Origin of the sequence: Mesobacillus subterraneus (genome assembly GCF_000934845.1) — a bacterium.
GTDB classification, from domain to species: Bacteria; Bacillota; Bacilli; order Bacillales; family Cytobacillaceae; genus Mesobacillus; species Mesobacillus stamsii.
In genome coordinates this window covers 12,086-36,295 of the sequence record NZ_JXIQ01000001.1, presented here as the reverse complement: position 1 = coordinate 36,295, position 24,210 = coordinate 12,086, and the positions used below count along the sequence as shown (strand labels likewise).

Genomic DNA, 24,210 nt, shown 5'->3' with positions numbered 1-24,210 from the left:
ATTTTACCCAAATGACCAGGGAGAAAGCTATTAAAAAGAAAAGCCCCCCAGAGAGGACTTTTCTTTACACGAGGACAAGTGCCCCATAAACGAGTGCTCCAGCGATGACATAGGCGGGGTGGATCTTCCATTTTTTCATCAGAACGAAGCTAATTCCGCCGATCAGGATGGTCTGGGTTACTCCTATCCCTTCATAGGAGGAGAATACAAAATCATAGGTCATCACTCCCATAAGCACTGCAATAACTGGTCTAACGACAATTGTCAGTCTTTTGACACGCGGAGAGTCCTTGAATTTCATCAGTAGTCCGAGCAGGGTGATCATTAATATCAAAGAGGGTGCTACTGTTGCAAACACGCCGACAACGGCACCGAGAATCCCCCCTTCTGAATAGCCAATGTATCCAGCCATCTTGGTTGCAATCGGCCCCGGAAGCGCATTGCCCATCGCCAGTACTTCACTAAATTCGTTGACCGTCATCCAGTCATATCGGTCAACGACTTCATTTTCAATCAGAGGGATCGAGGCAGGCCCACCCCCATAGCCTAAAATACCCGGAATGAAAAAAGCCAAAAATATTTGGAAAAAGATCATTTTCGCTCTCCTCCCATTTGTTTCTGTTCAGATGGGGAGGAGTCTTTTTTTACTAAAGCACCAACTAGCAAGATCAAAATTAATATTGCCGGATGGACATGAAGGAACTGAAGCAGCACGAGACTGGCAATCAGCGAAATACCTGTCCATGTCCAGCCCAGCTTCGATTTTCCCGACTTTTTGATAAAATCCCATGTCAGGACGCCCAGCATGACAGCAACAACTGGGACGACTGCTTCCGCCATTCCTTTTACCCAAGGTTGGTCCTTGTATGAGTTTAGAGCAGTCAGCAGGAAAATCATCAAAATAATGGTTGGGATCATCGTGGCACAAAGAGCGTTGACCATGCCCAGGACTCCCCCCACTCGAAAGCCGATATAGCCAGCCATTTTTGTCGCAATCGGACCTGGAAGCGCATTTCCCAGAGCAAGAATATCCCCAAACTCATCTGCGTCCATCCATTTATATTTATCGACTACTTCCTTATGTACAAGCGGAATCGATGACGGCCCACCGCCATACCCGAGGATCCCTACGCGGAAAAACGCCAAAAATAATTCCCTTTGCTTCAAAACTTCACCTTCTCTTATACAGTCTTCTATCAAGCTTATTTCCTTTTTTTTATTATAGACTTATATAATGGAAACTGTATAGGATTGCTAAAATTTAAAGGCTGAAACGGATTCATTCAATTCATTGGTCAGTTTTCGCAAGTCTGTAACCTTTCCTGAAAGCGTGCCGAATGCCGATAATTGCTCTGTAGTCGAGGCTGAAATTTCTTCGCTTCCAGCTGCTGTTTCTTCGACGACAGCACTAATCGATTCAACATTATGCAAAACCTTTGCTCCAAGTTCCTTAGAGGTTTCCATCCCGCCTACAAGCTGGGCGATTTTTTTCGAAATGCCGCTGACTTTTGCTTCAATATTTTCAAAAGCTGACATTGTCATGTTCATTGACTCCATTTGCTCATCAGCAATGACTCCGCCTTTGTTCACCGCTTCCCCAACTTCATCAAGTCCAGTCTTCAACAGATTGACCATATCGAAAATTTGCGTGGTTGCCTCGTTTGATTCCTCGGCGAGCTTCTTGACCTCTGACGCTACGACCGCAAATCCTTTGCCGGCTTCTCCTGCCCTAGCTGCTTCAATTGCCGCATTCAATGCAAGCAGATTTGTTTGCGCTGCGATTGCTGCAACAGATTTAGCCATGTCTTCTATATTTGCGGCATACCCAACAAACTTGCCCGTAGCCGCTTGGATGGAATAGGACGCCTTCTTATTTTCTGTAATCAAACCTTTTTGCCCATCAATTGCTTTTCTCCCTTCCCCAATTGCTATAACTGCTTCCTGGCTATAGGAAGAAGACTCCCGACTGTAGTCCAGGTTCAGCATGATTTCCTTATCCATTTCGTCAATCAACTCAACGGATTGCTGCAAGTCTTCCGAGACGGTTTGGGCACCTGCTGATAGCTCGTCCGTCGATACAGCGACCTGGTTCGAAATCTCGATAAGCACAACATTTTCCTGTTCAATTTCCTCTGCAAAATCTTCCACTTCTTTGCTTGCCTGATTCACCTTTTGCAGCAAGGAAGTCAATTGGGCAGCCATAATGTTAAAGGACTGATTTAAGGTCCCAAGCTCATCCTTATGCTTGTAGGATACACTTTCTATCTTTAGATTCCCTTTGGCGATTTCTTGGGCATTGATGGAAATTCGCTTTAACGGTCCTGTAATCGAGCTTGTCAGCCTCACTCCGATTCCTCCAGCAACAAGAACAAGCAGAATGCTGCCGAGGATTGCCGAGAAAATAATGAATTGAATCTGACTTTGTAAATCCTCCTGAAGAGCATCATAATAATCGTTTACCTGGATATTTAAGAGGTATAGATCATTCAAAATCCCTTCACTGCGGAGCGATTGCCGTTTCACTTCCTCACTGATTTTGCCATCAAGGGATTTTTTTGCTTCGGTGTTCAGGTCAGAAAACTTTTCTAAAGCCTTATCGAGGACTTTTCTGCTGTCCGCCTCTTGGATCAATCCTTTTGCCTCTGTGAAAATTTCCGATGTTTTCGCGATTTTTGCCAATGCATCCTGCCTGTTTCCATCGGTTGGATTAAAGGAAAAATTGCTTAGCGATTGTTTCGTAGCCGATGTTTCAGCCTGCAGGTTCTGAACGGTAAGCAATACCTGAACATAATCTTGATTCGATGTTTGAATCATCAGCATTCGATATATGATAAAAGAAATCATCACAATCGATAGACCGATAGCGACCAATAAGTTCAACAGTAATTTTCTTTTGATTGTCATGTTGGCTCCCCCAGTTGCAGCTGTTAGTCAAGCAAAATGGACACTTTATTTGCAGCTAATTTTGTTTCTAGTTCTTTCAAGTTCCTTTCCTGTTCCGGACTCAGCTTGATGACTCTAACTGGCGCAAGTCCGACTCCTTGTTCCTCTATCCCAAGCTCGATTTGTCTATCTCCAAGCTTCTTCCCATTTTTAAATTCCTTTATTGCATCATAAAGTGCGATATCCACATTTTTCAGCATAGAAGTAATGATCGCCTTTTCGGCGAAAAAATATTGGTCGCTATCTACACCAATGGCAAATTTTTTCCTCGCTTGTGCTTCCTTCAAAACACCTACTCCTGTAAACCCAGCAGCTGCATAAAGAACATCTGCACCTTGATCAATCATTCCAGCAGCAATCTCTCCCCCAAGATCTGCATTGCCAAAATCCTCTGAATAAGCGACCTTCACCTCAGCAGCTGGATTCACGGTTTTCACACCCTGTTCAAAACCAGCCTTGAATTTATGGATCAGCGGTACATCCGCACCACCCACGAATCCGACAACTTTTGATTTGGTTACCATTCCTGCAACAGCTCCAGCGAGGAAACTGCCCTGTTCTTCTTTAAAAGTAATCGATGTGATATTCTTCAATTCAGATACGGAATCAACCAGGATAAACTGTTGCTCCGGATATTTTTTTGCAACTTTTTCAAGATCTGCAAGAACCATGAACCCAAGCCCGATGACAAGATCATTTCCGTCCTCCACCAGCTCAGTAAATCCCTTTTCATAGCTGCCTGTCTGCTGCAGTTCCCGATAATCAAATAAGATATCCAATTCATCTCTTGCTTTCGTTAAACCGGCAAATGCTGCATCGCTAAAGGATTGGTCTCCTAGTCCGACGTCAGACAACATAATGCCGATCTTCACCCTTTCCTTCGCCTTCCTCTCTGTATTTCCACAGCCGGCAAGTCCTCCCGTTAGTAAAACAGCGATAAAAAGCATATACATTATTCGTTTCATCTTGATGACCTGCTCCCTTTTTGAGTAAATTCACAGTACTTTCATCGGTCACAATCTATATTTGTTAAGGACAGAAAAAAAGTAAATATTTTCTCTATTTTCAAACTAAAATAAAAAAAGCAGGCTGGTCGCTGCCATCCCACTTTCCTAATTATTTTAGTTTGGCGAATTTATTCAGGTCGCCATTTTCTCCGAGTACAATCAGAATATCCTCTGCCCGAAGTGTTTTTTCTGGATCTGGCGAAATATCTACCCTATCTGCCGTTTTAACGCCAATTACTGTGATATTGTATTTGGCACGAAGATTGATTTCAATCAGATTTTTGCCAGCCATGCTCATTGGCAGCTTGATTTCTTCGATACTGTAATCGTCCGAAAGCTCGATGAAATTCAATACATTTGGCGATGCCATCAGCTGATGAGCAACCCGTTCTCCCATGTCCCGTTCTGGAAAGATAACTTTGTCCGCGCCAACCTTGAACAATACTTGTGCATGGTGCTTGTTGAGCGCTTTTGCGACAACATTAGCAACTCCCATCTCTTTTAAAATCAGGACGGTAAGAATGCTCGCCTGAATGTCATCTCCAATGGCAACAATCACCGTATCAAAATTTCTGATTCCCACTGCCCGCAATGTTTGCTCATCCGTTGAATCCCCGATTACTGCATGGGTAACAAACTCTTTATAGTCCTCGATATGTTCCTCATTTTTGTCCAACGCCAGTACTTCATTTCCTTCATTATACAAGGTGGTGGCAACACTCGAACCAAAGCGCCCCATCCCAATGACTGCATATTGATTTGCCATACTAGTATCCTCCTACCCGATCATCAGAATGACCTTTATTCTTTGTTATCGCTGAAAGGTTGAAATGATTTTGCTATGTGAAAGCCCTACAGCACCAGAATACTGAAACTGTTGTTATCATACCTCCTTCTCATCTAGGTTGTAAACAGGAGTCGGGTTGAAATACAGCGTTTTTTTCAAACACAGACTGCTATTCCTGTAATTCACATTAATTTTTTCTAAATGGTTTATTAATAGAATATCAAAGGTAAATAACTGAGATAAGTTATCATAGATTGGAGGTTGTTCGCATGAAAACAATGATTATCTTAAATCCTTCTTCGGGCAAGGAAAAAGCGGAGGAATACGCAGAAAAAATAGATGTAACCTTGCGAAACAAATATAAAGACATACAGTTTAGAACAACCGCAAAAGAGGGGGATGCAGCTGCATTTGCAGCGGAAGCAAGCGTTTCTTTTTTTGATGCGGTTATCGCTATGGGTGGGGACGGAACGATCAATGAAGTGATAAATGGACTAGCCGATCAGGCTCACCGGCCCAAACTAGGAATCATTCCCCTCGGAACTGTCAATGATTTTGCCAGGGCACTTCATATTCCTTTGGAACCATATGAAGCCATTTCTATTTTAGAACACCAAAATCTTCGTCCCGTCGATATTGGAAAGGTTAATGAATCTTATTTTGCCAATGTTCTTGCAGTTGGGGCGATTGCAGAAGCCTCTTACAAGGTGAGCACGGACCAAAAAACGAAACTTGGACCGCTTGCTTATTTTATCGAAGGAGCAAAATCTTTCCTAAATGGGAATGCGATTACCATTAGTGTGGAACATGAAGGAGGAAAATGGGAAGGGGAGACCTTCCTTTTGCTTACAGCCCTTACGAATTCCGTTGGTGGCTTTGAGGCACTTGCTCCTGAAGCGGACGTGAATGATGGGGTATTCCACACGTTTATCATCAAAAAATTATCCATCCCAAAAATTGCAACCCTCATCCCTTCCCTTTTGAAAGGAGAATTGGCAGAAAGCAAGGATATCGAATATTTCCGCTCCGCCTATCTTACTGTCGCTTCGGATCAAGAACATGTGGTGAATGTGGATGGAGAAGAAGGTGAGTCTTTGCCTTTTTGTGCAAAAGTACTCCGAGGACATCTCGATGTTTTTGTTCCAACAAAAAAAACCTGAACAGGAATTTATCCATGCTCAGGTTTTTCGCCTTATTTTACACTTGAATCAAAGTTATAGAAAAACTTAGCGGTAATCGAGCCATCTGCATTTTCTTTGATACCAGTTACATGGATACCGGAATCAGCAGGTGTAGCACCATACCCTTTCCAGAAGTAGTAAGAGCCTGTGTGGACATTTCCGGAAACAGGAGTGATTTTGCTGCCAGACTGAAAGAAGTCCCCAGCATCTCCGCGGTTAAGATTCTTTTCCAAATCATATTTTCCGTCTGCTTGAAGAACGGACAGACCATAATGCGTTACCACATCTCCATTGCTTGCCGTCTGTGACTGGTTATACTGGAAGCGCTTGTTCATCCAGTTTTCCACGTTATTCGGACGGAAACCAGCTGTCTGATATAGGTTAATGACATTTTCATCCACATGCCATGCTACTAGACCATGAGCATCTTCTCCTTGACGAATCATCCCTTTGTTGAAGCCATCCTGCTGCATGTTTTCAAAAAGAAAGTATTCGGTCCCGTTCGATCCTGGAACTTCCATTTTCACGATTCCGTTGTCAGCTGTTGCTTTGTTTACAGCTGGTAAAGTGATTTCCTGCACGCCGTTTTCAGGAGTTACTTCGATTGGATTAGCCCATCCCAGGAAAATCTTTGAGAACGGATCGAAGTGTGTCGGTGAATTTCCGCCATATTCAGCCTTGTCAGGATAACGCATCCATGAGCCACCCGCCATCATGGAGTAGTTCCCTACCCCTTCTGAGGAGTAAAGAGTATCATAGAAATCAGGCAATCCTAACGCATGCCCAAATTCGTGTGCATAAACACCAGTTTGAACTGGGAATGGACCTGTTTTCGCTTCTTCTTTATACATGTTAGTCGCTGCATCGAAGCCAGCTACGTTACCGCCAATTCCCGGTTGGATATTGTAATTGTTAACGACGACGCCATCGTAAGTCATGTCTTCCTTGATTGTATCTGCAATCCACTGGTCTTGATCTACACCTTCATACTGAGGAGCTGGTTTGCCAGTTTCATAGTATTTTCCATAGTATAGTGCGCTAAGGATATTCCACTTATGAGACCAGAATTGTCCCGGGTCCCGGCTGTATTCTGCTCCAGTCCCTTCATGGATGACGAAAACATTGGGAACTTCACCATTTTCATCTGCATATTTGGAAAAATCGACTTGGCTATCCGCTGCTTTTAAAAGGTCCCGGATGAATTCGCCAGTATGGGCATCTCCGTTCACATTGCCAAGCTTATAGACACCGCCTTCTGCGTATTTTCCTTCCTGGTCAAGATAATAAGAGGCACCTTTAGGCATCTCTACCCAAACAAATTCCGTATTTTCTTTACGGACTAGATTCACTTTTCCATAACTTGATTCCTTGTAAGCATTTTGCATCGTACGGTTTTTGGGAACATCCAGACCATCATATTTCTTAAACTGTGGCAGTTCGTAAGGATTATATTCCGCACCAAAAATGAGATCTTCAAAGTAATGTGCCGGAACTTGTCCTGGCATATCACCTATTGGTTCATCTCCATTAGGATATTTCGCTAAAAGAACGAGCACCGGAATATCACCAGACGCCTCTTTATAGGCAACATGATTATCACCCGGTTGTTGGAATTTCACTCCAGTTTCTGCCGTTTTTTCAGCAGGATCAACTTTAGAAATATCGATACCTAACTCCTTTGCTCTATCAACAAGCTCTGGAGCTGCACCTACATGATGCGCAAGACTCAGTTCATATTTGCTTTGCGGTTTAACCTCGGAATTACTTGCATTTACTCCCGCAAACACTGCGCTTCCTGCTAAAGCAACAGACAACGCCGAAGCTGAAAGGACTTTTAACATACATTCACTCCCTATCAGAAAATTTCCACTACCTAAATAATATAAAATATTAAGTAAATTCAAAATAGGGATTGCGACTTATTTAGTAGTTTCTCCGATGCATCAAAAGCCTTAATTTCTGGCAATTTCATGTTTATATCATGATTATTCGCTAAGAGGGATAGCACCGTTGAGGGTTCTTGACAACTTTTACCCTTTCCATCCGAAAGTTGTCAAAATAACCTCTCTTTCTTGACAACTTTTACCCTTTTCACCCGAAAGTTGTCAAAATAACCTCTCTTTCTTGACAACTTTTGCCCTTTTCACCTGAAAGTTGTCAAAATAACTACTCTTTCTTGACAACTTTTGCCCTTTTCACCTGAAAGTTGTCAAAATAAGCTCTCTTTCTTGACAGCTTTTACCCTTCCCACCCGAAAGTTGTCAAAATAATAGATTCGATTCAAGACAATTATCCCAGTACCACAACAAAAGACTCCGCTTCCGCGGAGTCTTTTCCATACCTGAATTTTACAGGATATCCATCCAGATTTTGATTGCTGTACCAAGGATTAGTACTGCAAGGATATATTGAAGAATTTTTGTATTTACTTTTTTTCCTGCGTTTGCTCCTAGTGGAGAGGCAATTAGACTTGCTACAACCATGATGAGTGCCGGCCAGAAGTCTACTTGGCCAGTGGCTATTTTCCCAGCTGTTGAACCGATTGAGGAAATGAATGTAATGGCCAGTGAAGTCGCAATGGTCATCCTTGTTGGAATTTTTAGAACGACGAGCATAATTGGCACGAGCAAGAATGCACCAGCTGCGCCGACAATACCAGCACCAACTCCGACGATCAAGGCGAAAAAGGCGGCAAGCCATTTGTTAAATGTCACCTGATCAAGCGGAATATCATCGATGTTTTTCTTAGGGATGAACATCATAACTGCGGCGATTAAAGCTAGAATACCGTAAACAAGGTTGATGCCGCCTTCGGACATGAATTGGGAACCGTAACTTCCGATCAAAGATCCAACCAGGATGGCAGCACCCATGTAAATGATCAATGTTTTGTTCAGATATCCACCTTTACGGTATGCCCAGACACCGCCGATGGTCGCAAAGAAAACTTGGACCGCACTGATACCTGAAACCTCATGTGCGCTGAATGTCGCAAGACCAAATAATGGCGGAATATATAATAGCATTGGGTATTTTATGATCGAACCGCCAATTCCAACCATCCCGGAAATATAAGAACCGATAAAGCCAATTAAAAATATCACGATAAAAAATGAAAAATCCATCGGGCTTTCTCCTCCGTTTCAGTAACTGCTGTATATTTCCTTCACCGTGTTCTTCAACCCGGTCCGTTACGCAAAAAAATCACAAGAAAAAGGGAGACAAGCTCCCTCGTTCCATTAGGCCTTCTTCATCCAGAACATGAACACACCGTTTTCTTCTTCATGCTTCAGTAGTTCATTTCCAGTTGATTGTGCCCAAGCTGCAAGATCTTTTACAGCACCTTTATCAGTTGTATGAATTTCAAGTACCTCTCCAGATTGAAGGTCCGTGATAGCCTTCTTAGTTTTTACGATTGGCATCGGACATGCAAGTCCTTTTGCGTCTAATACTTTCGCTACGATCATGTTAACATCCTCCTTGGTTGATAAAAAAGTTTCCGATACTGGTCTGGAAGCAACAGCGCCCCGTTGCCAGTTTATCTCACTGCACATCGGTTTGGTCCGATTTCCATTTCTCTTTGATTTTCAATGTCTGGGCTGATTTTGCCCATGTTCGTTTCGCGGATCTCCTGGTATGCATTTGGCTGAGGAGGCAGGTTCTCTGTTACAAGTCTGCGGAATTCCGCTTCGTCTTCAATGTTCAATCCATGGTTTTTCGCAAACAGTGTCCCTAGTTTTTCCGATACGCTGCCATTCTCATTCAACTCATCGATGATCATGAAGTGTGCTGGAAGAACAAGTAGGTCATCAGAAAGCTGCTTATAACGGTTGTATAGGGAGTCTCTTAAATCTGCTACCCAGTCTTCCGCTTTGCCCGCAAGGTCCGGGCGTCCAATTGAATCAATGAATAGGATATCCCCGGAAAGAAGATACTTTCCATCAACTACAAACGATGTAGAACCAATTGTGTGTCCTGGTGTATAAAGCGCGTTAATGTCAATACTAGTTTTTCCAATCTTTACAACATTGCCATCTTCAAGAGGCTGATATTGAAAGCTTACTTCATCTGCATCTTTTGGAGGCAACCAGTAAGTTGCACCTGTAGCTTCGGCAATTTTTCTGCCGCCAGAAATATGGTCTGCATGCAGATGGGTATCGAATACATGCTTGATTTCAACGCCCTGTTCTTTAGCGAAGTCCAGGTAAACATCCGTCATTCTTGTAGCGTCAATCAAAGCAGCTTCCCCGTTGGAAACAACTGCATAGGAAAGGCAGCCTTTCCCAATGCGGACGAACTGGTACAAAGAACCTCCGTCCTTCAGTTCCCCAACCTTCACTGGCTCAAGATGTTCGCTCCATGCTTTCATTCCGCCTTCAAGATAAGATACATCACGGCCAGCTTCATCAAGCATTTCAGCAATCATTACAGAAGATCCTTCTTTTGCGCAAACAACAAGCACTTCTTTATCAGTTGGCAATTGATCGAGAATTTCTTCTACTCCATCAAGAAGATCAAAGTATGGAATGTTCAAATGTTCGAAGTTCTCGCCTTCAATTTTCCAGTCTTGGAAGTCGGTATCATTACGGACATCTAGGATAAATAAAGGCTCTTTATTGAATATTTTTTTTGTTACTTCTTTAGACGTCATTGCTTTCATAGTGTATGTTACCTCCCTGGGTATATTTTTCTTTAAAAAAATTACTTTACCTGCGTTTCTGTTGGTCCAGTCCATTCAGACATGCCTGGAACGACATTCCAAATCTTTGTGAAACCTTTGCTTGCGAGTGCTTGGGACGCCATGTCACTTCTGTTGCCAGTGCGGCAAACAACAAGGATTGGTTTGGATTTATCTAGTTCTTCCATCCGGTTTTCAAGATCGCCGAAAGGAATCGAAATTGCATGTGGAATATGTCCAAAGGCATATTCAGCTGGTTCCCTTACATCAAGGACAAGAACATCTTCGTTCGCTTCCAGCTTTTTCAAAAGCTCCTCGTTTGACACAATGTTCTCGAATTTTGTTTCTTCCTGATCTTCAACTGAACCGCCTTTGCGGATGTAATGCTTAAGAACGTCGCCTTCTTCAATCGTTCCCAGGTACTGATGGCCAGAACTTTTAGACCAAGCTTGGATATCTGCCCTTGAACCTTTATCCGTTGCGAGCACTTCTATCACTTCGCCAGGATTCAAATTATTGATAGCTTTCTTTGTTTTGACAATCGGCATTGGGCAGGCAAGCCCTTTAGCATCGACTGTAGTATTTGTCTTAACAGTTTCCATTTTTTGACCTCCAATGAAAAATCTATTTGATGAACAGGCTGTCATTGCCTTGTTTAGCATCAAGCTGCACTAGCAATTCGACCTCATCGATAATTTCTTCTCGTCTTAGACCAAATAAGTCTACTGTTAACTGCAAACTGTTCTTATGCCATTTCCTTTGCAGTATATAAATTATATGTTTGATAACGTGATTACAGTGCTAAATCGCCAAAATACCTCACAGGGTATATACTATAAAATATTTACCTTGTTGTCAACCGTAATTATGAATTTTTTTTGACATTTTTTAAATAGGGCGCTGCACAGCGAATCACTGCTTTTTTACACAGATATCATCATTCTATGCAAAACAGAGGAAAAGTTGTGAAAGATTTTCTAATTCTTTTACTAGGGGAAAAGGTTTTCTAGTATAAAAATAATTGGAAAGGCCGGGGCATTCAAAGGCGGGAAAACTGCGGAAATAAAAAAACCTAAAGTGAAGCATCTTTCAATTAGCAGATTGTAAAGATTTGCTTCAGGCTCATTAATCTTCGTCTAGCATTCTATATTTAACACTTTCATCGTAAAGCCCATTTTTCTTGCTCCATGCCCAGATGATTCCTGCTGAAGCAGTAAAGGCGATCATGACGCTCAATAAAATCCATGCTCCCGGTACCATTCTTCCACCCCCTTTTCTTAATATCATTACTTTCGAAATACTTTAACAGAAATTTTCGAAACCGTCCAGGGGTTGTAAAAAAAAAACGATCGGATTACAATGTGATCATCTAAAAAAGGAGGCTGAAAAATGGATCATCAATCCCTTGGCTTTTTCTTCGATTTTTTCTACTACATCGGAGTGCCCATCCTGATTATCTTCATCCTTGATACACTCCGAAAAAAGTATAATAAAAAGGAAGAGCAAAACTAAATCCCCCTCCACAGAGCGATTAAATTTCGTTCTGTTTTTTTTTGCCCCAACTCGCTTAAATAGACAAGGATAAAAGAATTAGATAACACGATAAAAAAATTGAATAACTATAATTCCTCATGGGATGTATCATGTAACATAGCAGATTGTGAAGAAATTGTGAAATTTTTATGTTTATTTTATGAACAAGGGAGTGGAAAAATGTTTACAGACGAAAAATGGAGTTCTTCCAAGAATTGGTTCATTGCTGCTGTTATTTGGATTATCATCGGCATGAGTATGGGACTTCTTACTGCAGCAAAACAAATCTGGCCTGATCTATTGAACAATCGCTGGACAACTTACGGTCATATTCGCTCAGCCCATGTCATGCTCGTCATCTATGCATGGTTATCAATGGCTTATGTAGGATCGATGTTCTACATGATTCCTAAGCTTGCTAAAACAAAAATATACAGTGAAAAGCTCGGGAATTTTTCTTTAGTATTTTACAATATTGTCATTTTAGAAGGGTTCTTCGCATTGCTTGACGGGCAAACCTCTGTCATTGAGTACGGAGAATTCCCACTCTGGGTGGATGTTCAGCTCCTGATTGCAATCGTAATTGTTGCTTATAACCTTTTCAAAACAGTTGGCCAAAGAACAGAGAAAATGCTGTATGTTAGCCTGTGGTACTTTCTCGGATCTTTGCTGTGGCTGCCATTGACATGGATTGTTGGAAACTTTCCGGCACAATGGATTCCAAGCGGCGTACAGCAGGGCTTGATGGGCTGGTTTTTAGGGCATAACGCAATTGGGCTTTGGATGACAACAGTCGGTGTTGGACAAATTTATTACCTGCTTCCTAAATTGACTGGACGTCCGCTTTACAGCCACCAGCTATCGATGATTGGGTTTTGGGCAATTGCCACCTTTTATGTTTGGAATGGCCCTCACCATTTGATGAATGGTCCGATTCCAAGCTGGATATCAAAAGCTGGCGTTATTCCTTCCATTGTGCTGTTAATTCCGGTTTGGGCCGTATTAGCCAACTTCTGGGGAACGATGAAAGGATCATGGGCACAGACTAGAACAAACGTACCGCTTCGCTTCACAATGGCCGGGACAATTTTCTACCTTTTCGCTTGTCTTCAAGGTCCTTTGCAAGCCCTTCCATCTGTGAGTTCTGTCATTAAATTCACGCACTGGACTGTTGGGCATGCACATATGGGACCATTCGGTGCATTCTCTTTCACCTCTTTCGCTGCCATTTATTACATCCTGCCAAAAATCGTCGGACGGGAAATGTTCAGCAAAAAAGCAATGGAGGCGCACTTCTGGTTCTCTACAGTCGGGTTTCTTGTATTCGCTTTCTCGCTGTGGATTGCTGGCGTTGTCCAAGGATTCGCATGGATTGAAGGCGTTCCGTTCCTGCAGACTGTATTGATGATGGAACCATACGTGCAAGGCCGCGCAATTGGCGGAACGATGATGTATGTCGCCCAGTTCTTCCTGGCTTGGAATATGTATAAAACAATTAAAGTTGCAAAACAAGAGAAAAAACAGCAAGCACTGCACCAAGCTGTTACTGCTTAATGAGGAGGGAATAAGTTGGAACGTAAACCATCAGCTGTATTAATGGTTGCATTGATTTTATGGATGTTCGGTGTCGCCGGAACGGTCATCCTTCCGCTTTTCGACCAGGAAATCAATTCTGCAACAGCAAGCGGGGAACTTCGCAACTATCCAGAGGATTCTGCTGAAGCAAAAGGACGGGAAATTTATATTCAAAACGGCTGCCAGACATGCCATACACAATTTGTACGTGCATTGCCTGCCGATACAAACCAAAACCTTGGACCAGTTTCTCAAGGCGGTGACTACAAATATGATTTGCCACATCTTTTAGGTTCTAACCGTACAGGTCCGGATTTAATGTGGGTTGGCCTGAAATATAACGAAGACTGGCATCGCCAGCACTTAATTGACCCTCAATCCACAAGTCCTGGTTCGATTATGCCATCCTTCGATTACCTGACAAATAAGGAACTGGATGACCTAGTTGCTTACTTGATGAGTCTTAAGCCAACGGAAGAAAGATTAGCAGAGTACAAGAAAGAGCGGGAAGAGCAAAATTCAATGAACGATAAATAATATTGGTCCCATTCTCCTTGCCTTGAATCCCTGCGGCTGAAGGCAAGGAGTTCTATCACAGCTTTAAAAGGCAGGTGTAAACCGTGAAAAAAGAAAATCAGCAACATGATGAGGATCGCAAAGACGAGGATCTAGTCTCCGGTATTAAAATTGAACACAATAAAGTTCCGAAACTTCTGGTGGCTGTATTTTATGTTGTCGCCATCTGGGCGATTGGCTATGCAATCTTCATGCCTGGAAAGCTTGAAGTTGAACCCGAGGCAGCTCCACAGGATAACAAAGGAGAGCTTATTTTTACCGGAACTTGCCTGAACTGTCACGCTACGGGGGCAGCCCCTGACTTAAAGGGTGTTACAGACAGGCTGAAAGAAGAGGACATTAAAAATGTCATCAAAAACGGCCGCAATACGATGCCGGCAATCGGACATCTTTACACAGACAAAGAGATCGATAAGGTTTATGAATTCTTAGAGGATTATCGATGAAGAGAGGGGGATTTTCGTGGGGAAAAAAATAACTAGATGGGCCTTTTTCATCCTAATTTTCACACTGCCATTCTGGAACGGTTTCCGGATGGATATCGACAAGGAACAGCTGTTCTTGTTCGGCTTTCAATTATCCTATGAAGCTGGCTATTTATTTTTTGTGTTCTTATTTTTGTTCATGATGGCGTTTCTTGCACTGTCCATGATTGTGTACAGGGCTTTTTGCCAGTATGCGTGCCCACACAATACCTTCAGCATGCTTTTGAACAAAATCGAAACGAAGTTGGGTGACAACGGCAAAGTAGTTTCCTTCCTGCTCGCGTTGGCTGTTAGTGTCTTCATGGCGTACTCGACTGTCAGTTACTTTTACAACCCACTGACAATTTGGGAGTCACTCGCCCATTTCAAAATGGATAAATACTTCTTCCTTGTTACTTCTACTGCTGTTCTTTATACCGCTCTGTCTTACAAGGCAAGAAACTCTTTTTGCAAAGTTTGCCCATATGGACTTGCCCAGAGCATTTCCCGTGTGGAGGACAAAACAAAATGGCTTACCCATCCTGGAGTATGGATTACATGGGGAACAACAACTGTGCTTGTTCTGATCCTGCTTGTTGGCTGGTTCTAATTTTATTTTTAAGAGCGAGGTGAAAATCAATAATGAAAAAGAGCTTAAAGCTATCCGCGTTCGTTCTATTAGCTGTCTCCCTTACCGCATGCACGGAGGCCGCAGTGAAAAATACCTCTCTTGCTGAGGTGAATAAAAAAGAGCTTCCGCCTGTTCATGAAGATTATTCTTCCAACTGGTGGAAAGACCAGCCGAACGGAAATGCAGATACCAATACAGATTGGAATGGCGAAGGCTGGATTCTGTCATCAAATGAAGTTAGCAACGGAGTTGCCATTGCTGACATCAAAACGGGGAATGTCGTTAAATACATTCAAAGTTCAGGTACTCCCCACCATATTCATTTGAACAAAAAGCAAACTTGGGCTTTTGCAACACAGCGATACGGAACTAGCGTTTTAGCCATCAACATGGAGACATTGGAATCCCATAACATTGATTTTCCAGGCTTTGAAAATGCCCCAGCGCCACAGCATATGACGATGTCAAGAGATGGCAAGTATGCCTTCACCTCCTTGAATGGCGTAGGAGCTGTCGGGATGATTGACGCCAACAATGCTGAACTTATTAAGGTGTTCAAAGATGTAGGCAAGAAACCAAGGGATTTAAATGTTACGCCTGATGGCAAAAAGCTGTTTGTCAGCTTACAGGCGGAGCCATTCATTACCGTCATTGACATTGAAACAGGCGAAATGAGAAAACTGGAAAGAACTACCACCGACTATGGGAAAGGAACAGGATCTGGTCTTGATATGTCAAACGACGGAAAATATGTTGCGGTTTCAAATACAGCAGACAATGAAGTCGCCCTTTACGATGCCAAGTCCGAGAAGCTTCTGAAAAAATTCGGAGATATCCCGAAACCAGTTAACGTGAGCTTCATGGGCAACACGCATATTCTTGCAACTGGAAATCGGAATGATGGGTCCATTTCGATTATGGATGCGGATAAATTGAAATTTATCCATACGATCAAGACTGGTCCAGGAACAAATATCCCTTATCTTGGTCCGGACGGATACTGGTATACCTCCCAAAATGGTGCAGGCTATCTAACTGTAATGGACCCGGAAGATAATTTTAAAATTGTAAGGAAAATCTGGGGAGTCCAGAATATCCACTGGCTAAGCTGGAGCCCGGATGGCAGCATGGTGTTCGGTTCCAACTGGGGCGACAAGACGCTCACAAAAATCGACCTGACGAAAAAGAAAGACTTTAGAACCACCATTCCAGTCGGGTTAAATCCTAACGGCATCGCGATCAAGACGAATGTTCCAAAAGAACTGCTAGTCAAATACCAGCAGGAACAGAATGCAGAAGAAGCAACTCGAATCAAAAAAGCATCCACGCTTATTTTTCCAAAAGCACGAGATGTCAATGAAGAAGCCTTTCTTGGCACTTGCCTCCAGTGTCATGATATTGGACGTATCATGAGGAACAACAGCAAAGGTGCGGAAGCTTGGACTTCTGTTGTCGACCGAATGAAGGGGAACGGCGCAAAAATGAACGATGAACAAAGACAGCAAATCATCGATTACCTTGCTTCTGACCAGCACAAGTCACTCTCAATTCAAACGGAATTAGAAGCAGAACTTTCAAAAGAGAAGCAGGATAAGAATAATAAATGAAAAACACGTTAACAAGGAGCTTTCGGATTTCCAGCTTGACTTCTGATAAAGTTCCAAACTCTCTCATGGAGGCTTGACTTGAACTGCTTCTCCTTCCTTAACAGGTAGAATGGGCGAAAGCGGTCCCTGTCTTTAAAATGACTGACATTGATCTGTCCGGATTGAACCTCCGGACAAATAGCCAGATTAGAAAACACTGCAACACCAAGACCATTCTTCACCCCTTCCCTGATTAGCGTATTGCTGTTATAAACAAGGACGGACTTCGGTTCGATGTTCAAGCCTTTCCATAAATCCAGTGTAGCCTGTCTAATTGCGCATCCGGGTTCGCGAATCAACCATGTCATTTCTTCAAGCTTTGCTGGATCCTGGTTTTCCGGATGGACTCTGAGCTGCGGGGACACTCCAAGTACGAGCATATCATCATAGAATTCATGGGAAATAAAATCATAGCGTCCAGCTTGTCCCTCAACTAGCGCTACATCGATGTCAGATGCATAGAGAAAATCAGTAATTTCGATCGATGTTCCGATTGTGACTTGGATTTGGTGGCTTGCTATATCAGGATTCCATTTTATAAGATCCTGGATCATTTTGGATATGAGGCATTCACCAATCGTATTGCTACAGCCAATCTTGATTGTTTCACTACGATCTCCTTCAGCGAGAAGGCTTTCCAGTTTCGCATTTAATGCCAGGAGCTGCTGACCATGCTCAAACAGGATTTTCCCTGCTTCTGACAGCCTTATTTTCCGATTGGCCCTAATGAACAATTGTTTATTATAGTATGTCTCCAACTGGCTGATTTGGTGGCTGACTGCAGGCTGCGAAAGATTCAGCATCTTTCCTGCCTGGGAGAAGCTTTCATATTTCGCAGCTGCAATGAATGTCTTCAGATGTTCAAGATTCAATATGATCGTGCCCCTTTACTTAAAGATTGGTGGGAATTATAATGAAGAAACTAGATTTCGCAGTTACCGTTATTGTATTATCCGCTTTTATTTTCGGGTTAATGTACTTCACTAAAGGCGATTCTATCAGCAATCGCGATTTGAAATTTGAAATTGCGTCGATGGCTATATTAGCAACCGTATCCCTGTTCACTTATTTCGGGATCAGAAGAAACTTACATCATTAATAGGCATTATACCACAAAGCTGTAAATGCGGAGGTAAAATAAGGAAGAATTAAACCCAGGAGCACTCCTGGGTTTTATTTTTTTCAGGAACACAGTATACTAGCTAGCAAATGGTAAAAAAATCAGTTCTCACTTGAAAGAGAAAAAAATTGAAAGTCACTCTCAGTCATTATACAATATAGTACGTTATATACCAATTGGGGTATAACAGGAATTTTTCTTCATTAATCCTTAACAAAAACTGCCCAAAATAGTTGATAGAAAAGGAGTGAATATGAATATGTCAGATATTGGTTTGTTTTTTGCGTTTACCGCCGGGATTTTATCATTTTTCTCCCCGTGCGTGTTCCCTCTCCTCCCCGCTTACATCACTCATTTAACAGGAGGCAAAATTGAGGGATCAAAGGTCGCGGTTAATCGGACAACGCTTTTTACCCGGTCATTTGGATTTATTATTGGTTTTAGTATCATTTTCATTATCATGGGTGCCTCAGCAACACTTTTGGGACAGCTCTTTGCAAATTACAGAACGATCGTTATGCAGATTGCTGGATTGCTGATCATCATTTTCGGCTTGCAGATGGCCGGATTGCTGAATATTAAATTTTTAATGATGGAGAAAAAGGTTCATTCGGAAACGAAATCGAAGGGCGTTTTCAGTTCAGTGTTTCTAGGAATGGCGTTTGCAAGCGGATGGTCCCCATGTGTCGGATTAGCGCTATCCTCCATTCTGCTGCTGGCCAGTTCATCCGACACTCTATATCAAGGAATGTACCTGCTGATTTCTTACTCGCTTGGAATGGCGGTGCCTTTCCTGGTTATCTCTTTCGTCATTTCCTATTCATTAAATGCGATCAAGAAAATCAATAAATACCTGTCAAAACTCTCACTCATAAATGGTATGATAATGGTAGGCATGGGTTTCCTAGTCCTATCTGGCCAAATGCAGAAAATAAGCGCTTGGCTATCAGCATACAGCTTGTTTGGATTTTGATTTTAAAAAGGATCTACCTTACTACCTGAAGGAGTGACCTATTTTTGTGAAGAAAGAACTGATCGGCAAAAGTGTATTGGTAGTCGAAGACGATCCAAAAATAAGGACGCTTGTCAAAATCTATTTAACGAATGAGGGCTATGAGGTGCTCGAAGCGGACAATGGAATTGACGCCCAGGAGATGATTGAAAAATATGATCCTTGCATCCTTTTGCTTGACCTGATGCTTCCTGGCAAAAGCGGGGAAGAAATTTGTCGCTGGCTGCGGAACGATTTGGAAAGCATGATGCCTGTCATCATGCTGACTGCAAAGGCTTCAGAAAAGAGCCGAATTGAAGGCTTCAAGCTTGGCGCCGACGACTATGTGGTAAAACCATTCAGTCCTGCTGAGCTTATGGTCCGAATCGAAGCCGTTTTACGAAGGACGGCAAGCAGATGCGGGAAGCTGACCTTTACAGGACTGACGCTTAAACCGGCAAAGGGCCAGGCGCTGGTGGATGGTGCACCACTCGATTTGACCAATTTTGAGTTCAGGCTCCTCCATATGTTCATGCAGCATCCGGGACAGATTCTTTCGCGGACACAAATACTTGATACCATTTATGAAAATAACGAAAAGGCCGTGACTGAGCGGACAATCGATGTCCATATTAAAAATCTTCGTGAGAAAATCAAGGAGAAAACGCCAAAGGATTATATTCAGACTGTGAGAGGAATGGGGTATAAATTTGCGGCGAATTAAAGGCATTGCAAGCTTGCTGTTATCGAAGCTAGTTGCGATCAACAGCATCGTCATCCTGCTGGTCATTATGCTTGCCGGTATATCAGTAAAAGACTATGCCTGCTACCTCGTCAATCACGAACAAGTGACTGGCCAGCAGCTCGTAGAAACCTTGAATTCATTCCTGATCAAAGTAAGCATGATCGCTTTCATCGCCGCCGGGCTTTTGCATTATTTTTCAGTCAAAAGAATTGTGAATCCTGTTAAAGCGATGTCAGCTGCCGCAAATCAGCTGAAAACAGGAACGATCCCTTCGAAAATTGATGTACAGGCACGCGGGGAGTTGGGGGAACTCGTAACAAATTTCAATGCCATGACCGATGCTCTTTCGGTTGTTCAAAAAAGGCGTGAAGAAATGCTAAGGGATATTGCCCATGAATTAAGGACACCGCTGACGAATATCAATGGGTATCTGGAAGCTCTCCACGGTGGTGTTTTAAAGGGGGATCAGGAGCTTTTCGGATCGCTTCTTGAAGAATCCCGACGAATCACAAGAATTGTCGACTTGATAGCCGAGCTGGATGAATGGAGCCAGGAGTCCCATTTCCCTGAAAAGCAATTTGAGGAAATGGATATGAAACAAGTATTGACAGAAGCAGTTGCAGCGTTTCATCTAAAGCTGTCAGCTAGATTTCAGGCCGTGAACCAGAGAATCGACCATGCTCCTGTTCTCGGCCATAAAGATGGCTTGAAACAAGTGCTGTCTAATCTGCTGCAAAATTGTATCGATTATGACACTGGTGGGCATCTTGCTATCCAAGGGCAGCGAGAAGGGACAGACTACAAAGTGACTTTTACCCATGAAGGAACTTATATCGACCCGAAAAATAAAGACCTGATTTTCGAACGATTTTACAGGCTTGAAGAATCCCGCAGCACAAAAGCGGAGGGAGCCGGACTCGGTCTTGCGATTGCCAAAAGTATCATGAATGCCCACCAGGGACATATTGGTCTCGATACAGATGGGCATACTCACTCATTTTGGATCAAGCTCCCACTCCAATCCCAATTCTTAATCAATTCTTAACAATGCGATAGCATACTGTTCTGAAAAATTGGTTTTCGTATGAAGGAGCGATTTTTATGAAATTTATTTATATTAATGAAAAGCTTACCGGACAGATGGAATATGGGTTGCTTCCAATTTCTCCAAATGCAGAATTGGGATACAGACCGTTGGAGCTATTCGTATCCTCCTTGACTGGCTGCAGTACTTCAGTGCTCGCTAATATTCTCGCCAAAAAGAGAATAGACTATAAAAGCATCGACGTAAAGGTGTCAGCTGTCAGAAATCCTGAAAAAGCAAACAGGATTGAACAATTGACTTTTCATGTTGACGTACAGACTGAGACAGTGGATAAGGCGAAGCAAGCTGAGAAGATTGCTTCGCTTGTCCTGAAAAATTGCGGCATGATTCAATCCGTCATTGAAAGCATTGACATCCGATACGAGATTGAATTTTTGTCAGACCAGCCCAAAAAAGGTGATGTTGCTTGAATTATATAACAGTTGGCAGATTCACGCTGCCGGCAGATTTGCTTGCGGCGTTTGCTGCCATATTTATTGGTGCCATGATCTTTCGGGCCAAAGAAAAAAAGAGCATCGGGGATTGGTACTGGAACAGCTTTTTCCTTTACATAGCCCTCTACAAGCTAAGCTACGCGGTTTTTAATTTCAAAATGTTCCTTGACACCCCCTTCTCCCTCCTTTATTTTAACGGTGGCACAGAAGGCCAAATTCTTGGTTATGCAGGGATTGCAGGCTATTTATTTTGGATTGCAAGGAAACAGGAAAGCATCATCAAAAGCACAGATTATCTGCATGCCTATTTCCTTTTCTTCTTGCTTTATTGGACGGGACTGTTCGCATTTTCAGAGAATTTCATCGCTGCAGGTGTACAAGTACTCCTGACGTTGATCTATGGAGCCTTTTACTTACAAGGGAGGCAGCTTTCGAAGGAGTATGCAACTTTCTTCTTGATGCTTGAAGCACTCGTACTCAGTCTTTTTTCAAATTTGCTTTCAGTGGAAAACCTGCTGATCTATGCACTTGGAATTTTTTTACTAGTATTCCAGAGTTTCCATAAGGAGGAATTACAGGATTGAACAAAAATCTATTATCATTCGCAATTTTAGCATTGGCTGTCGTTATTTTGGTCGTCAACATCTGGAAACCAGGATCGACCGAAAGCGAAAAGACTACACCCGCCCCAACAGGAGAATCCGTTGATACAACGGAGGATATTCCTGGCGCAAAGCTGTCTTCCTTACGAGAAGGGGCTGAGGCACCAGATTTTGAACTGAAAACGCTGGGAGGAGAGATTGTTAAGCTGTCCGATTACCGCGGCAAAAGGGTGATCTTAAACTTCTGGGCGACTTGGTGTCCTCCATGTAAGGCCGAAATGCCACATATGCAAAATTTCTATGAACAATACAATGATCAGGGCGTTGAAATCCTTGCTGTCAATTTGACTAGCATGGACAAAGGGGTGGAAGAAGTCCAAAAATTCGTGGACGAATACGGGTTAACCTTTACCATTCCTTTGGATGAAGAAGGGGATGTAGGAACAACCTACCAGGCCTACACGATCCCAACGAGTTATATCCTTGATGAAAACGGCGTGATAACCAAGAAAGTCATTGGACCGATGGATGAGAAAATGATGAGGGAACTCACAGGAGTAAAATAAAAAAAGTCACGGCGAAAGGCCGTGACTTTTTTTATTTGTTTTGGGGAACCGAAAATTTTTCCTGCCGTTGTGTTTCTTGCCCTCGATATTCCTTAGATGCTGATGATCCTCGGTTCCTGAACAGCTTTGTATGTTCCCCGTTGTTGTAAAAACTTCTTGATAACGTCGATTGCCTGAACACCGTGATATGTTTTGCGGGCTTCTGCATTTTTGAACAGCTGTTTCCCGCCACCGGCGATTTTATATTTTTTTGTCAAGCTGATTTCTTTGCCGCCAACGAGCAGCTTCTGGATCCTGTTGCCATCAGGATTGTACGGTTTGAAGGCCATGAATAGTCCAGAGGATCGCAGGATATATCCGCCTTTTTGTTTGAATGGATCCCTTGAAAATACCATCTCCAAGTTCTTTTCGAGCGCATTTATCAGCTGCTCCCCGCTCATTTCAAGCGTGAACATTTGTGGATTTGTCGGGATGATCGAATGCAGATCGTATTCCGTTATATCACCAGGCCTGATAGGTGTGCCATAGCGCCAGCCGTGGGAAAAAGCCAAGTCGCACTCAGGAAAGCCATCGAGATACGCATCCGTGATTAGCTGGTCCATCGGAGCTTCATTCAAGGTCATTCTGTGTAAAATCGACTCCGTCCTGCCAACGATGTTTTTCCGCTCCTTCTTGTAAGGAAGCAGAATCTCTTCGATGATTCCTTCCATTTCCTCATCCACAGGAAAGCTTTCATCGATTGCTCCCAATTCATACTGATAGTCAACTATTTTACCGTCTTTCAAAGTGATCTCCAGCTTCCCAAGGAAAGAGGCGCTGGAACCAGCCTGGACAACGAGAGCACCATTTACGGTAATCGGTCTTTCGATCCGGTCGTGACTGTGTCCAGATAAAATGATATCAATTCCCTCGACTAGAGTTGCCAGTTCCACATCAAGCGGGAGGCCCATATGGCTCAGCAGCACGATCAGGTCCACACTGCCTTTCACCTCTTCGACACAACGCCGGGTCTCTTCCACCCCTTTTGAGAAGGAAAGACCGTTAGCAAAGCTTTCCGGCATCGTCTCATCGACATATGGATAGGTCAAACCAATTACCGCTATCTTCATTTCCTTAAACTCTTTGATCATATAGGGTTTTAAAAAAGATGAATCGGAATTTGACTCCTTTACATTGCAAGCGACAGCAGGGAAAGGAAGGGCATTTGCCAACGAAGATAATTGCTCTTTTCCATAGGCGTAATCCCAATTTCCTGGAACCCAGCCATCCAGTTCCATTTTATGTAAAGCAGGAATAAGCGCTTCTCCTTTTGAAGCAACCAATGGAAGTGTGCCGTGAAATAGATCGCCGCCATCAAGAAATAGCACATTTTCTGTTTTCGATTTGAGATTTTTAACATATTTTGCAATTCTCGGAAGGCCGCCAGTCTTTTTAAGCTCTGGCTGATTGTCATTCCAAAATAATTCATCATGCAAATCCAAACTTCCGTGTGTATCGTTCTGCTGAATGATTGTCAACTTAGCCATAGAATCCTCCTTATTATTTTACGATTTAAAATTACCCAGTTTTTTCGTCATACTTCCTAATTTACTTAACATTTATTCTTTCTTATTATAAAGGAGTACC

General features: G+C 42.8%; 27 protein-coding genes. 14 read left to right on the top strand and 13 right to left on the bottom strand.

The annotated features are described in order from the left end of the window. Positions 1–64 precede the first annotated feature (64 nt). The 5 genes from UB32_RS00185 to UB32_RS00165 form a co-directional block, all read right to left on the bottom strand. A complete protein-coding gene (locus UB32_RS00185; protein WP_044390196.1) occupies positions 65–595 on the bottom strand; it encodes a chromate transporter in 531 nt (176 codons plus the stop codon). Then, a complete protein-coding gene (locus tag UB32_RS00180) occupies positions 592–1,167 on the bottom strand; it encodes a chromate transporter (RefSeq protein WP_044390195.1) in 576 nt (191 codons plus the stop codon). The genes UB32_RS00185 and UB32_RS00180 overlap by 4 nt, the downstream gene beginning before the upstream one ends. 87 nt (positions 1,168–1,254) lie before the next feature. Then, complete coding sequence (locus UB32_RS00175) at positions 1,255–2,904, bottom strand: methyl-accepting chemotaxis protein (protein ID WP_044390194.1); 1,650 nt, start codon at positions 2,902–2,904, stop codon at positions 1,255–1,257. A gap of 23 nt (positions 2,905–2,927) precedes the next feature. Beyond that, positions 2,928–3,908, bottom strand: a complete 981-nt coding sequence (locus UB32_RS00170) for a BMP family lipoprotein (RefSeq protein WP_044390193.1) — start codon at positions 3,906–3,908, stop codon at positions 2,928–2,930. A 151-nt stretch (positions 3,909–4,059) separates the two neighbouring features. Next, the gene (locus UB32_RS00165) at positions 4,060–4,716 is read right to left on the bottom strand and encodes a potassium channel family protein (protein WP_044390191.1); all 657 of its coding nucleotides are present in this window, start codon (positions 4,714–4,716) and stop codon (positions 4,060–4,062) included. 290 nt (positions 4,717–5,006) lie between these two features. Here UB32_RS00165 and UB32_RS00160 point away from each other — a divergent pair, with 290 nt between their 5' ends. Further along, positions 5,007–5,897: a diacylglycerol/lipid kinase family protein gene (locus UB32_RS00160; RefSeq protein WP_044390190.1), complete on the top strand. Its 891-nt coding sequence runs from the start codon at positions 5,007–5,009 to the stop codon at positions 5,895–5,897. A 32-nt stretch (positions 5,898–5,929) separates the two neighbouring features. On the opposite strand, the gene UB32_RS00155 is transcribed toward UB32_RS00160, so the two are convergent. The 6 genes from UB32_RS00155 to UB32_RS20615 all read right to left on the bottom strand — a co-directional run bounded on the left by UB32_RS00155 (position 5,930) and on the right by UB32_RS20615 (position 11,856). Further along, positions 5,930–7,759 carry a M6 family metalloprotease domain-containing protein gene (locus tag UB32_RS00155; protein ID WP_044390189.1) on the bottom strand — a complete coding sequence of 610 codons (1,830 nt, stop codon included), beginning with the start codon at positions 7,757–7,759 and terminating at the stop codon, positions 5,930–5,932. 507 nt (positions 7,760–8,266) lie between these two features. Beyond that, positions 8,267–9,043 (bottom strand): sulfite exporter TauE/SafE family protein, encoded by a 777-nt coding sequence (locus UB32_RS00150; RefSeq protein ID WP_044390188.1) that lies wholly within the window; start codon positions 9,041–9,043, stop codon positions 8,267–8,269. A 114-nt stretch (positions 9,044–9,157) separates the two neighbouring features. Continuing rightward, complete coding sequence (locus UB32_RS00145; protein ID WP_044390186.1) at positions 9,158–9,385, bottom strand: sulfurtransferase TusA family protein; 228 nt, start codon at positions 9,383–9,385, stop codon at positions 9,158–9,160. Between the two features lie 71 nt (positions 9,386–9,456). Beyond that, on the bottom strand, positions 9,457–10,578 hold the full coding sequence (locus UB32_RS00140; protein ID WP_044390183.1) for an MBL fold metallo-hydrolase: 1,122 nt from the start codon (positions 10,576–10,578) through the stop codon (positions 9,457–9,459). A 41-nt stretch (positions 10,579–10,619) separates the two neighbouring features. Further along, the gene (locus tag UB32_RS00135) at positions 10,620–11,198 is read right to left on the bottom strand and encodes a sulfurtransferase TusA family protein (RefSeq protein WP_044390182.1); all 579 of its coding nucleotides are present in this window, start codon (positions 11,196–11,198) and stop codon (positions 10,620–10,622) included. A gap of 523 nt (positions 11,199–11,721) precedes the next feature. Beyond that, entirely contained in the window at positions 11,722–11,856 is a 135-nt protein-coding gene (locus tag UB32_RS20615) for a hypothetical protein (protein ID WP_277813862.1), read from the bottom strand. Between the two features lie 129 nt (positions 11,857–11,985). On the opposite strand from UB32_RS20615, the gene UB32_RS20610 reads away from it, so the two are divergent. The 6 genes from UB32_RS20610 (at position 11,986) to UB32_RS00110 (ending at position 16,982) form a co-directional block, all read left to right on the top strand. Further along, positions 11,986–12,108, top strand: a complete 123-nt coding sequence (locus UB32_RS20610; protein ID WP_277813861.1) for a hypothetical protein — start codon at positions 11,986–11,988, stop codon at positions 12,106–12,108. A 201-nt stretch (positions 12,109–12,309) separates the two neighbouring features. Continuing rightward, positions 12,310–13,683: a cbb3-type cytochrome c oxidase subunit I gene (locus UB32_RS00130; protein WP_044390181.1), complete on the top strand. Its 1,374-nt coding sequence runs from the start codon at positions 12,310–12,312 to the stop codon at positions 13,681–13,683. A 15-nt stretch (positions 13,684–13,698) separates the two neighbouring features. Beyond that, on the top strand, positions 13,699–14,241 hold the full coding sequence (locus UB32_RS00125) for a cbb3-type cytochrome c oxidase subunit II (RefSeq protein ID WP_044390180.1): 543 nt from the start codon (positions 13,699–13,701) through the stop codon (positions 14,239–14,241). Positions 14,242–14,324: 83 nt separating this feature from the next. Further along, the gene (locus UB32_RS20320; protein ID WP_052806881.1) at positions 14,325–14,726 is read left to right on the top strand and encodes a c-type cytochrome; all 402 of its coding nucleotides are present in this window, start codon (positions 14,325–14,327) and stop codon (positions 14,724–14,726) included. 16 nt (positions 14,727–14,742) lie between these two features. Beyond that, the gene (locus tag UB32_RS00115; RefSeq protein WP_044390179.1) at positions 14,743–15,354 is read left to right on the top strand and encodes a 4Fe-4S binding protein; all 612 of its coding nucleotides are present in this window, start codon (positions 14,743–14,745) and stop codon (positions 15,352–15,354) included. Between the two features lie 32 nt (positions 15,355–15,386). Beyond that, positions 15,387–16,982 (top strand): beta-propeller fold lactonase family protein, encoded by a 1,596-nt coding sequence (locus UB32_RS00110; RefSeq protein WP_044390178.1) that lies wholly within the window; start codon positions 15,387–15,389, stop codon positions 16,980–16,982. An 8-nt stretch (positions 16,983–16,990) separates the two neighbouring features. On the opposite strand, the gene UB32_RS00105 is transcribed toward UB32_RS00110, so the two are convergent. Beyond that, complete coding sequence (locus tag UB32_RS00105) at positions 16,991–17,893, bottom strand: LysR family transcriptional regulator (RefSeq protein ID WP_044390177.1); 903 nt, start codon at positions 17,891–17,893, stop codon at positions 16,991–16,993. A 41-nt stretch (positions 17,894–17,934) separates the two neighbouring features. Between UB32_RS00105 and UB32_RS00100 the strand changes: the two genes are divergently transcribed. The 7 genes from UB32_RS00100 to UB32_RS00070 all read left to right on the top strand — a co-directional run bounded on the left by UB32_RS00100 (position 17,935) and on the right by UB32_RS00070 (position 22,584). Beyond that, complete coding sequence (locus tag UB32_RS00100; protein WP_044390176.1) at positions 17,935–18,120, top strand: hypothetical protein; 186 nt, start codon at positions 17,935–17,937, stop codon at positions 18,118–18,120. Positions 18,121–18,394: 274 nt separating this feature from the next. Beyond that, positions 18,395–19,114, top strand: a complete 720-nt coding sequence (locus UB32_RS00095) for a cytochrome c biogenesis CcdA family protein (RefSeq protein WP_347230901.1) — start codon at positions 18,395–18,397, stop codon at positions 19,112–19,114. Positions 19,115–19,160: 46 nt separating this feature from the next. Next, positions 19,161–19,856 (top strand): response regulator transcription factor, encoded by a 696-nt coding sequence (locus tag UB32_RS00090; RefSeq protein WP_044390174.1) that lies wholly within the window; start codon positions 19,161–19,163, stop codon positions 19,854–19,856. Next, entirely contained in the window at positions 19,843–20,922 is a 1,080-nt protein-coding gene (locus UB32_RS00085) for a sensor histidine kinase (RefSeq protein WP_241768387.1), read from the top strand. The genes UB32_RS00090 and UB32_RS00085 overlap by 14 nt, the downstream gene beginning before the upstream one ends. A gap of 56 nt (positions 20,923–20,978) precedes the next feature. Next, positions 20,979–21,392, top strand: coding sequence for an OsmC family protein (locus UB32_RS00080; protein ID WP_044390173.1), 414 nt, complete (start codon positions 20,979–20,981; stop codon positions 21,390–21,392). Then, positions 21,389–22,000: a hypothetical protein gene (locus tag UB32_RS00075; protein WP_044390172.1), complete on the top strand. Its 612-nt coding sequence runs from the start codon at positions 21,389–21,391 to the stop codon at positions 21,998–22,000. The genes UB32_RS00080 and UB32_RS00075 overlap by 4 nt, the downstream gene beginning before the upstream one ends. Next, positions 21,997–22,584 (top strand): peroxiredoxin family protein, encoded by a 588-nt coding sequence (locus tag UB32_RS00070; protein ID WP_044390171.1) that lies wholly within the window; start codon positions 21,997–21,999, stop codon positions 22,582–22,584. Before UB32_RS00075 ends, UB32_RS00070 begins: the two co-directional genes overlap by 4 nt. Before the next feature lie 92 nt (positions 22,585–22,676). On the opposite strand, the gene UB32_RS00065 is transcribed toward UB32_RS00070, so the two are convergent. After that, positions 22,677–24,110, bottom strand: coding sequence for a bifunctional metallophosphatase/5'-nucleotidase (locus UB32_RS00065; protein WP_044390170.1), 1,434 nt, complete (start codon positions 24,108–24,110; stop codon positions 22,677–22,679). Between the last annotated feature and the right edge of the window lie 100 nt (positions 24,111–24,210).

Bases quoted from the DNA above. Each gene is read 5' to 3' on its own strand.
- UB32_RS00185 (WP_044390196.1), bottom strand. From the start codon at position 595: ATGATCTTTTTCCAAATATTTTTGGCTTTTTTCATTCCGGGTATTTTA.
- UB32_RS00175 (WP_044390194.1), bottom strand. From the start codon at position 2,904: ATGACAATCAAAAGAAAATTACTGTTGAACTTATTGGTCGCTATCGGT.
- UB32_RS00170 (WP_044390193.1), bottom strand. From the start codon at position 3,908: ATGAAACGAATAATGTATATGCTTTTTATCGCTGTTTTACTAACGGGA.
- UB32_RS00165 (WP_044390191.1), bottom strand. From the start codon at position 4,716: ATGGCAAATCAATATGCAGTCATTGGGATGGGGCGCTTTGGTTCGAGT.
- UB32_RS00160 (WP_044390190.1), top strand. From the start codon at position 5,007: ATGAAAACAATGATTATCTTAAATCCTTCTTCGGGCAAGGAAAAAGCG.
- UB32_RS00155 (WP_044390189.1), bottom strand. From the start codon at position 7,759: ATGTTAAAAGTCCTTTCAGCTTCGGCGTTGTCTGTTGCTTTAGCAGGA.
- UB32_RS00150 (WP_044390188.1), bottom strand. From the start codon at position 9,043: ATGGATTTTTCATTTTTTATCGTGATATTTTTAATTGGCTTTATCGGT.
- UB32_RS00145 (WP_044390186.1), bottom strand. From the start codon at position 9,385: ATGATCGTAGCGAAAGTATTAGACGCAAAAGGACTTGCATGTCCGATG.
- UB32_RS00140 (WP_044390183.1), bottom strand. From the start codon at position 10,578: ATGAAAGCAATGACGTCTAAAGAAGTAACAAAAAAAATATTCAATAAA.
- UB32_RS00135 (WP_044390182.1), bottom strand. From the start codon at position 11,198: ATGGAAACTGTTAAGACAAATACTACAGTCGATGCTAAAGGGCTTGCC.
- UB32_RS20615 (WP_277813862.1), bottom strand. From the start codon at position 11,856: ATGGTACCGGGAGCATGGATTTTATTGAGCGTCATGATCGCCTTTACT.
- UB32_RS20610 (WP_277813861.1), top strand. From the start codon at position 11,986: ATGGATCATCAATCCCTTGGCTTTTTCTTCGATTTTTTCTACTACATC.
- UB32_RS00130 (WP_044390181.1), top strand. From the start codon at position 12,310: ATGTTTACAGACGAAAAATGGAGTTCTTCCAAGAATTGGTTCATTGCT.
- UB32_RS00110 (WP_044390178.1), top strand. From the start codon at position 15,387: ATGAAAAAGAGCTTAAAGCTATCCGCGTTCGTTCTATTAGCTGTCTCC.
- UB32_RS00100 (WP_044390176.1), top strand. From the start codon at position 17,935: ATGAAGAAACTAGATTTCGCAGTTACCGTTATTGTATTATCCGCTTTT.
- UB32_RS00095 (WP_347230901.1), top strand. From the start codon at position 18,395: ATGAATATGTCAGATATTGGTTTGTTTTTTGCGTTTACCGCCGGGATT.
- UB32_RS00080 (WP_044390173.1), top strand. From the start codon at position 20,979: ATGAAATTTATTTATATTAATGAAAAGCTTACCGGACAGATGGAATAT.
- UB32_RS00065 (WP_044390170.1), bottom strand. From the start codon at position 24,110: ATGGCTAAGTTGACAATCATTCAGCAGAACGATACACACGGAAGTTTG.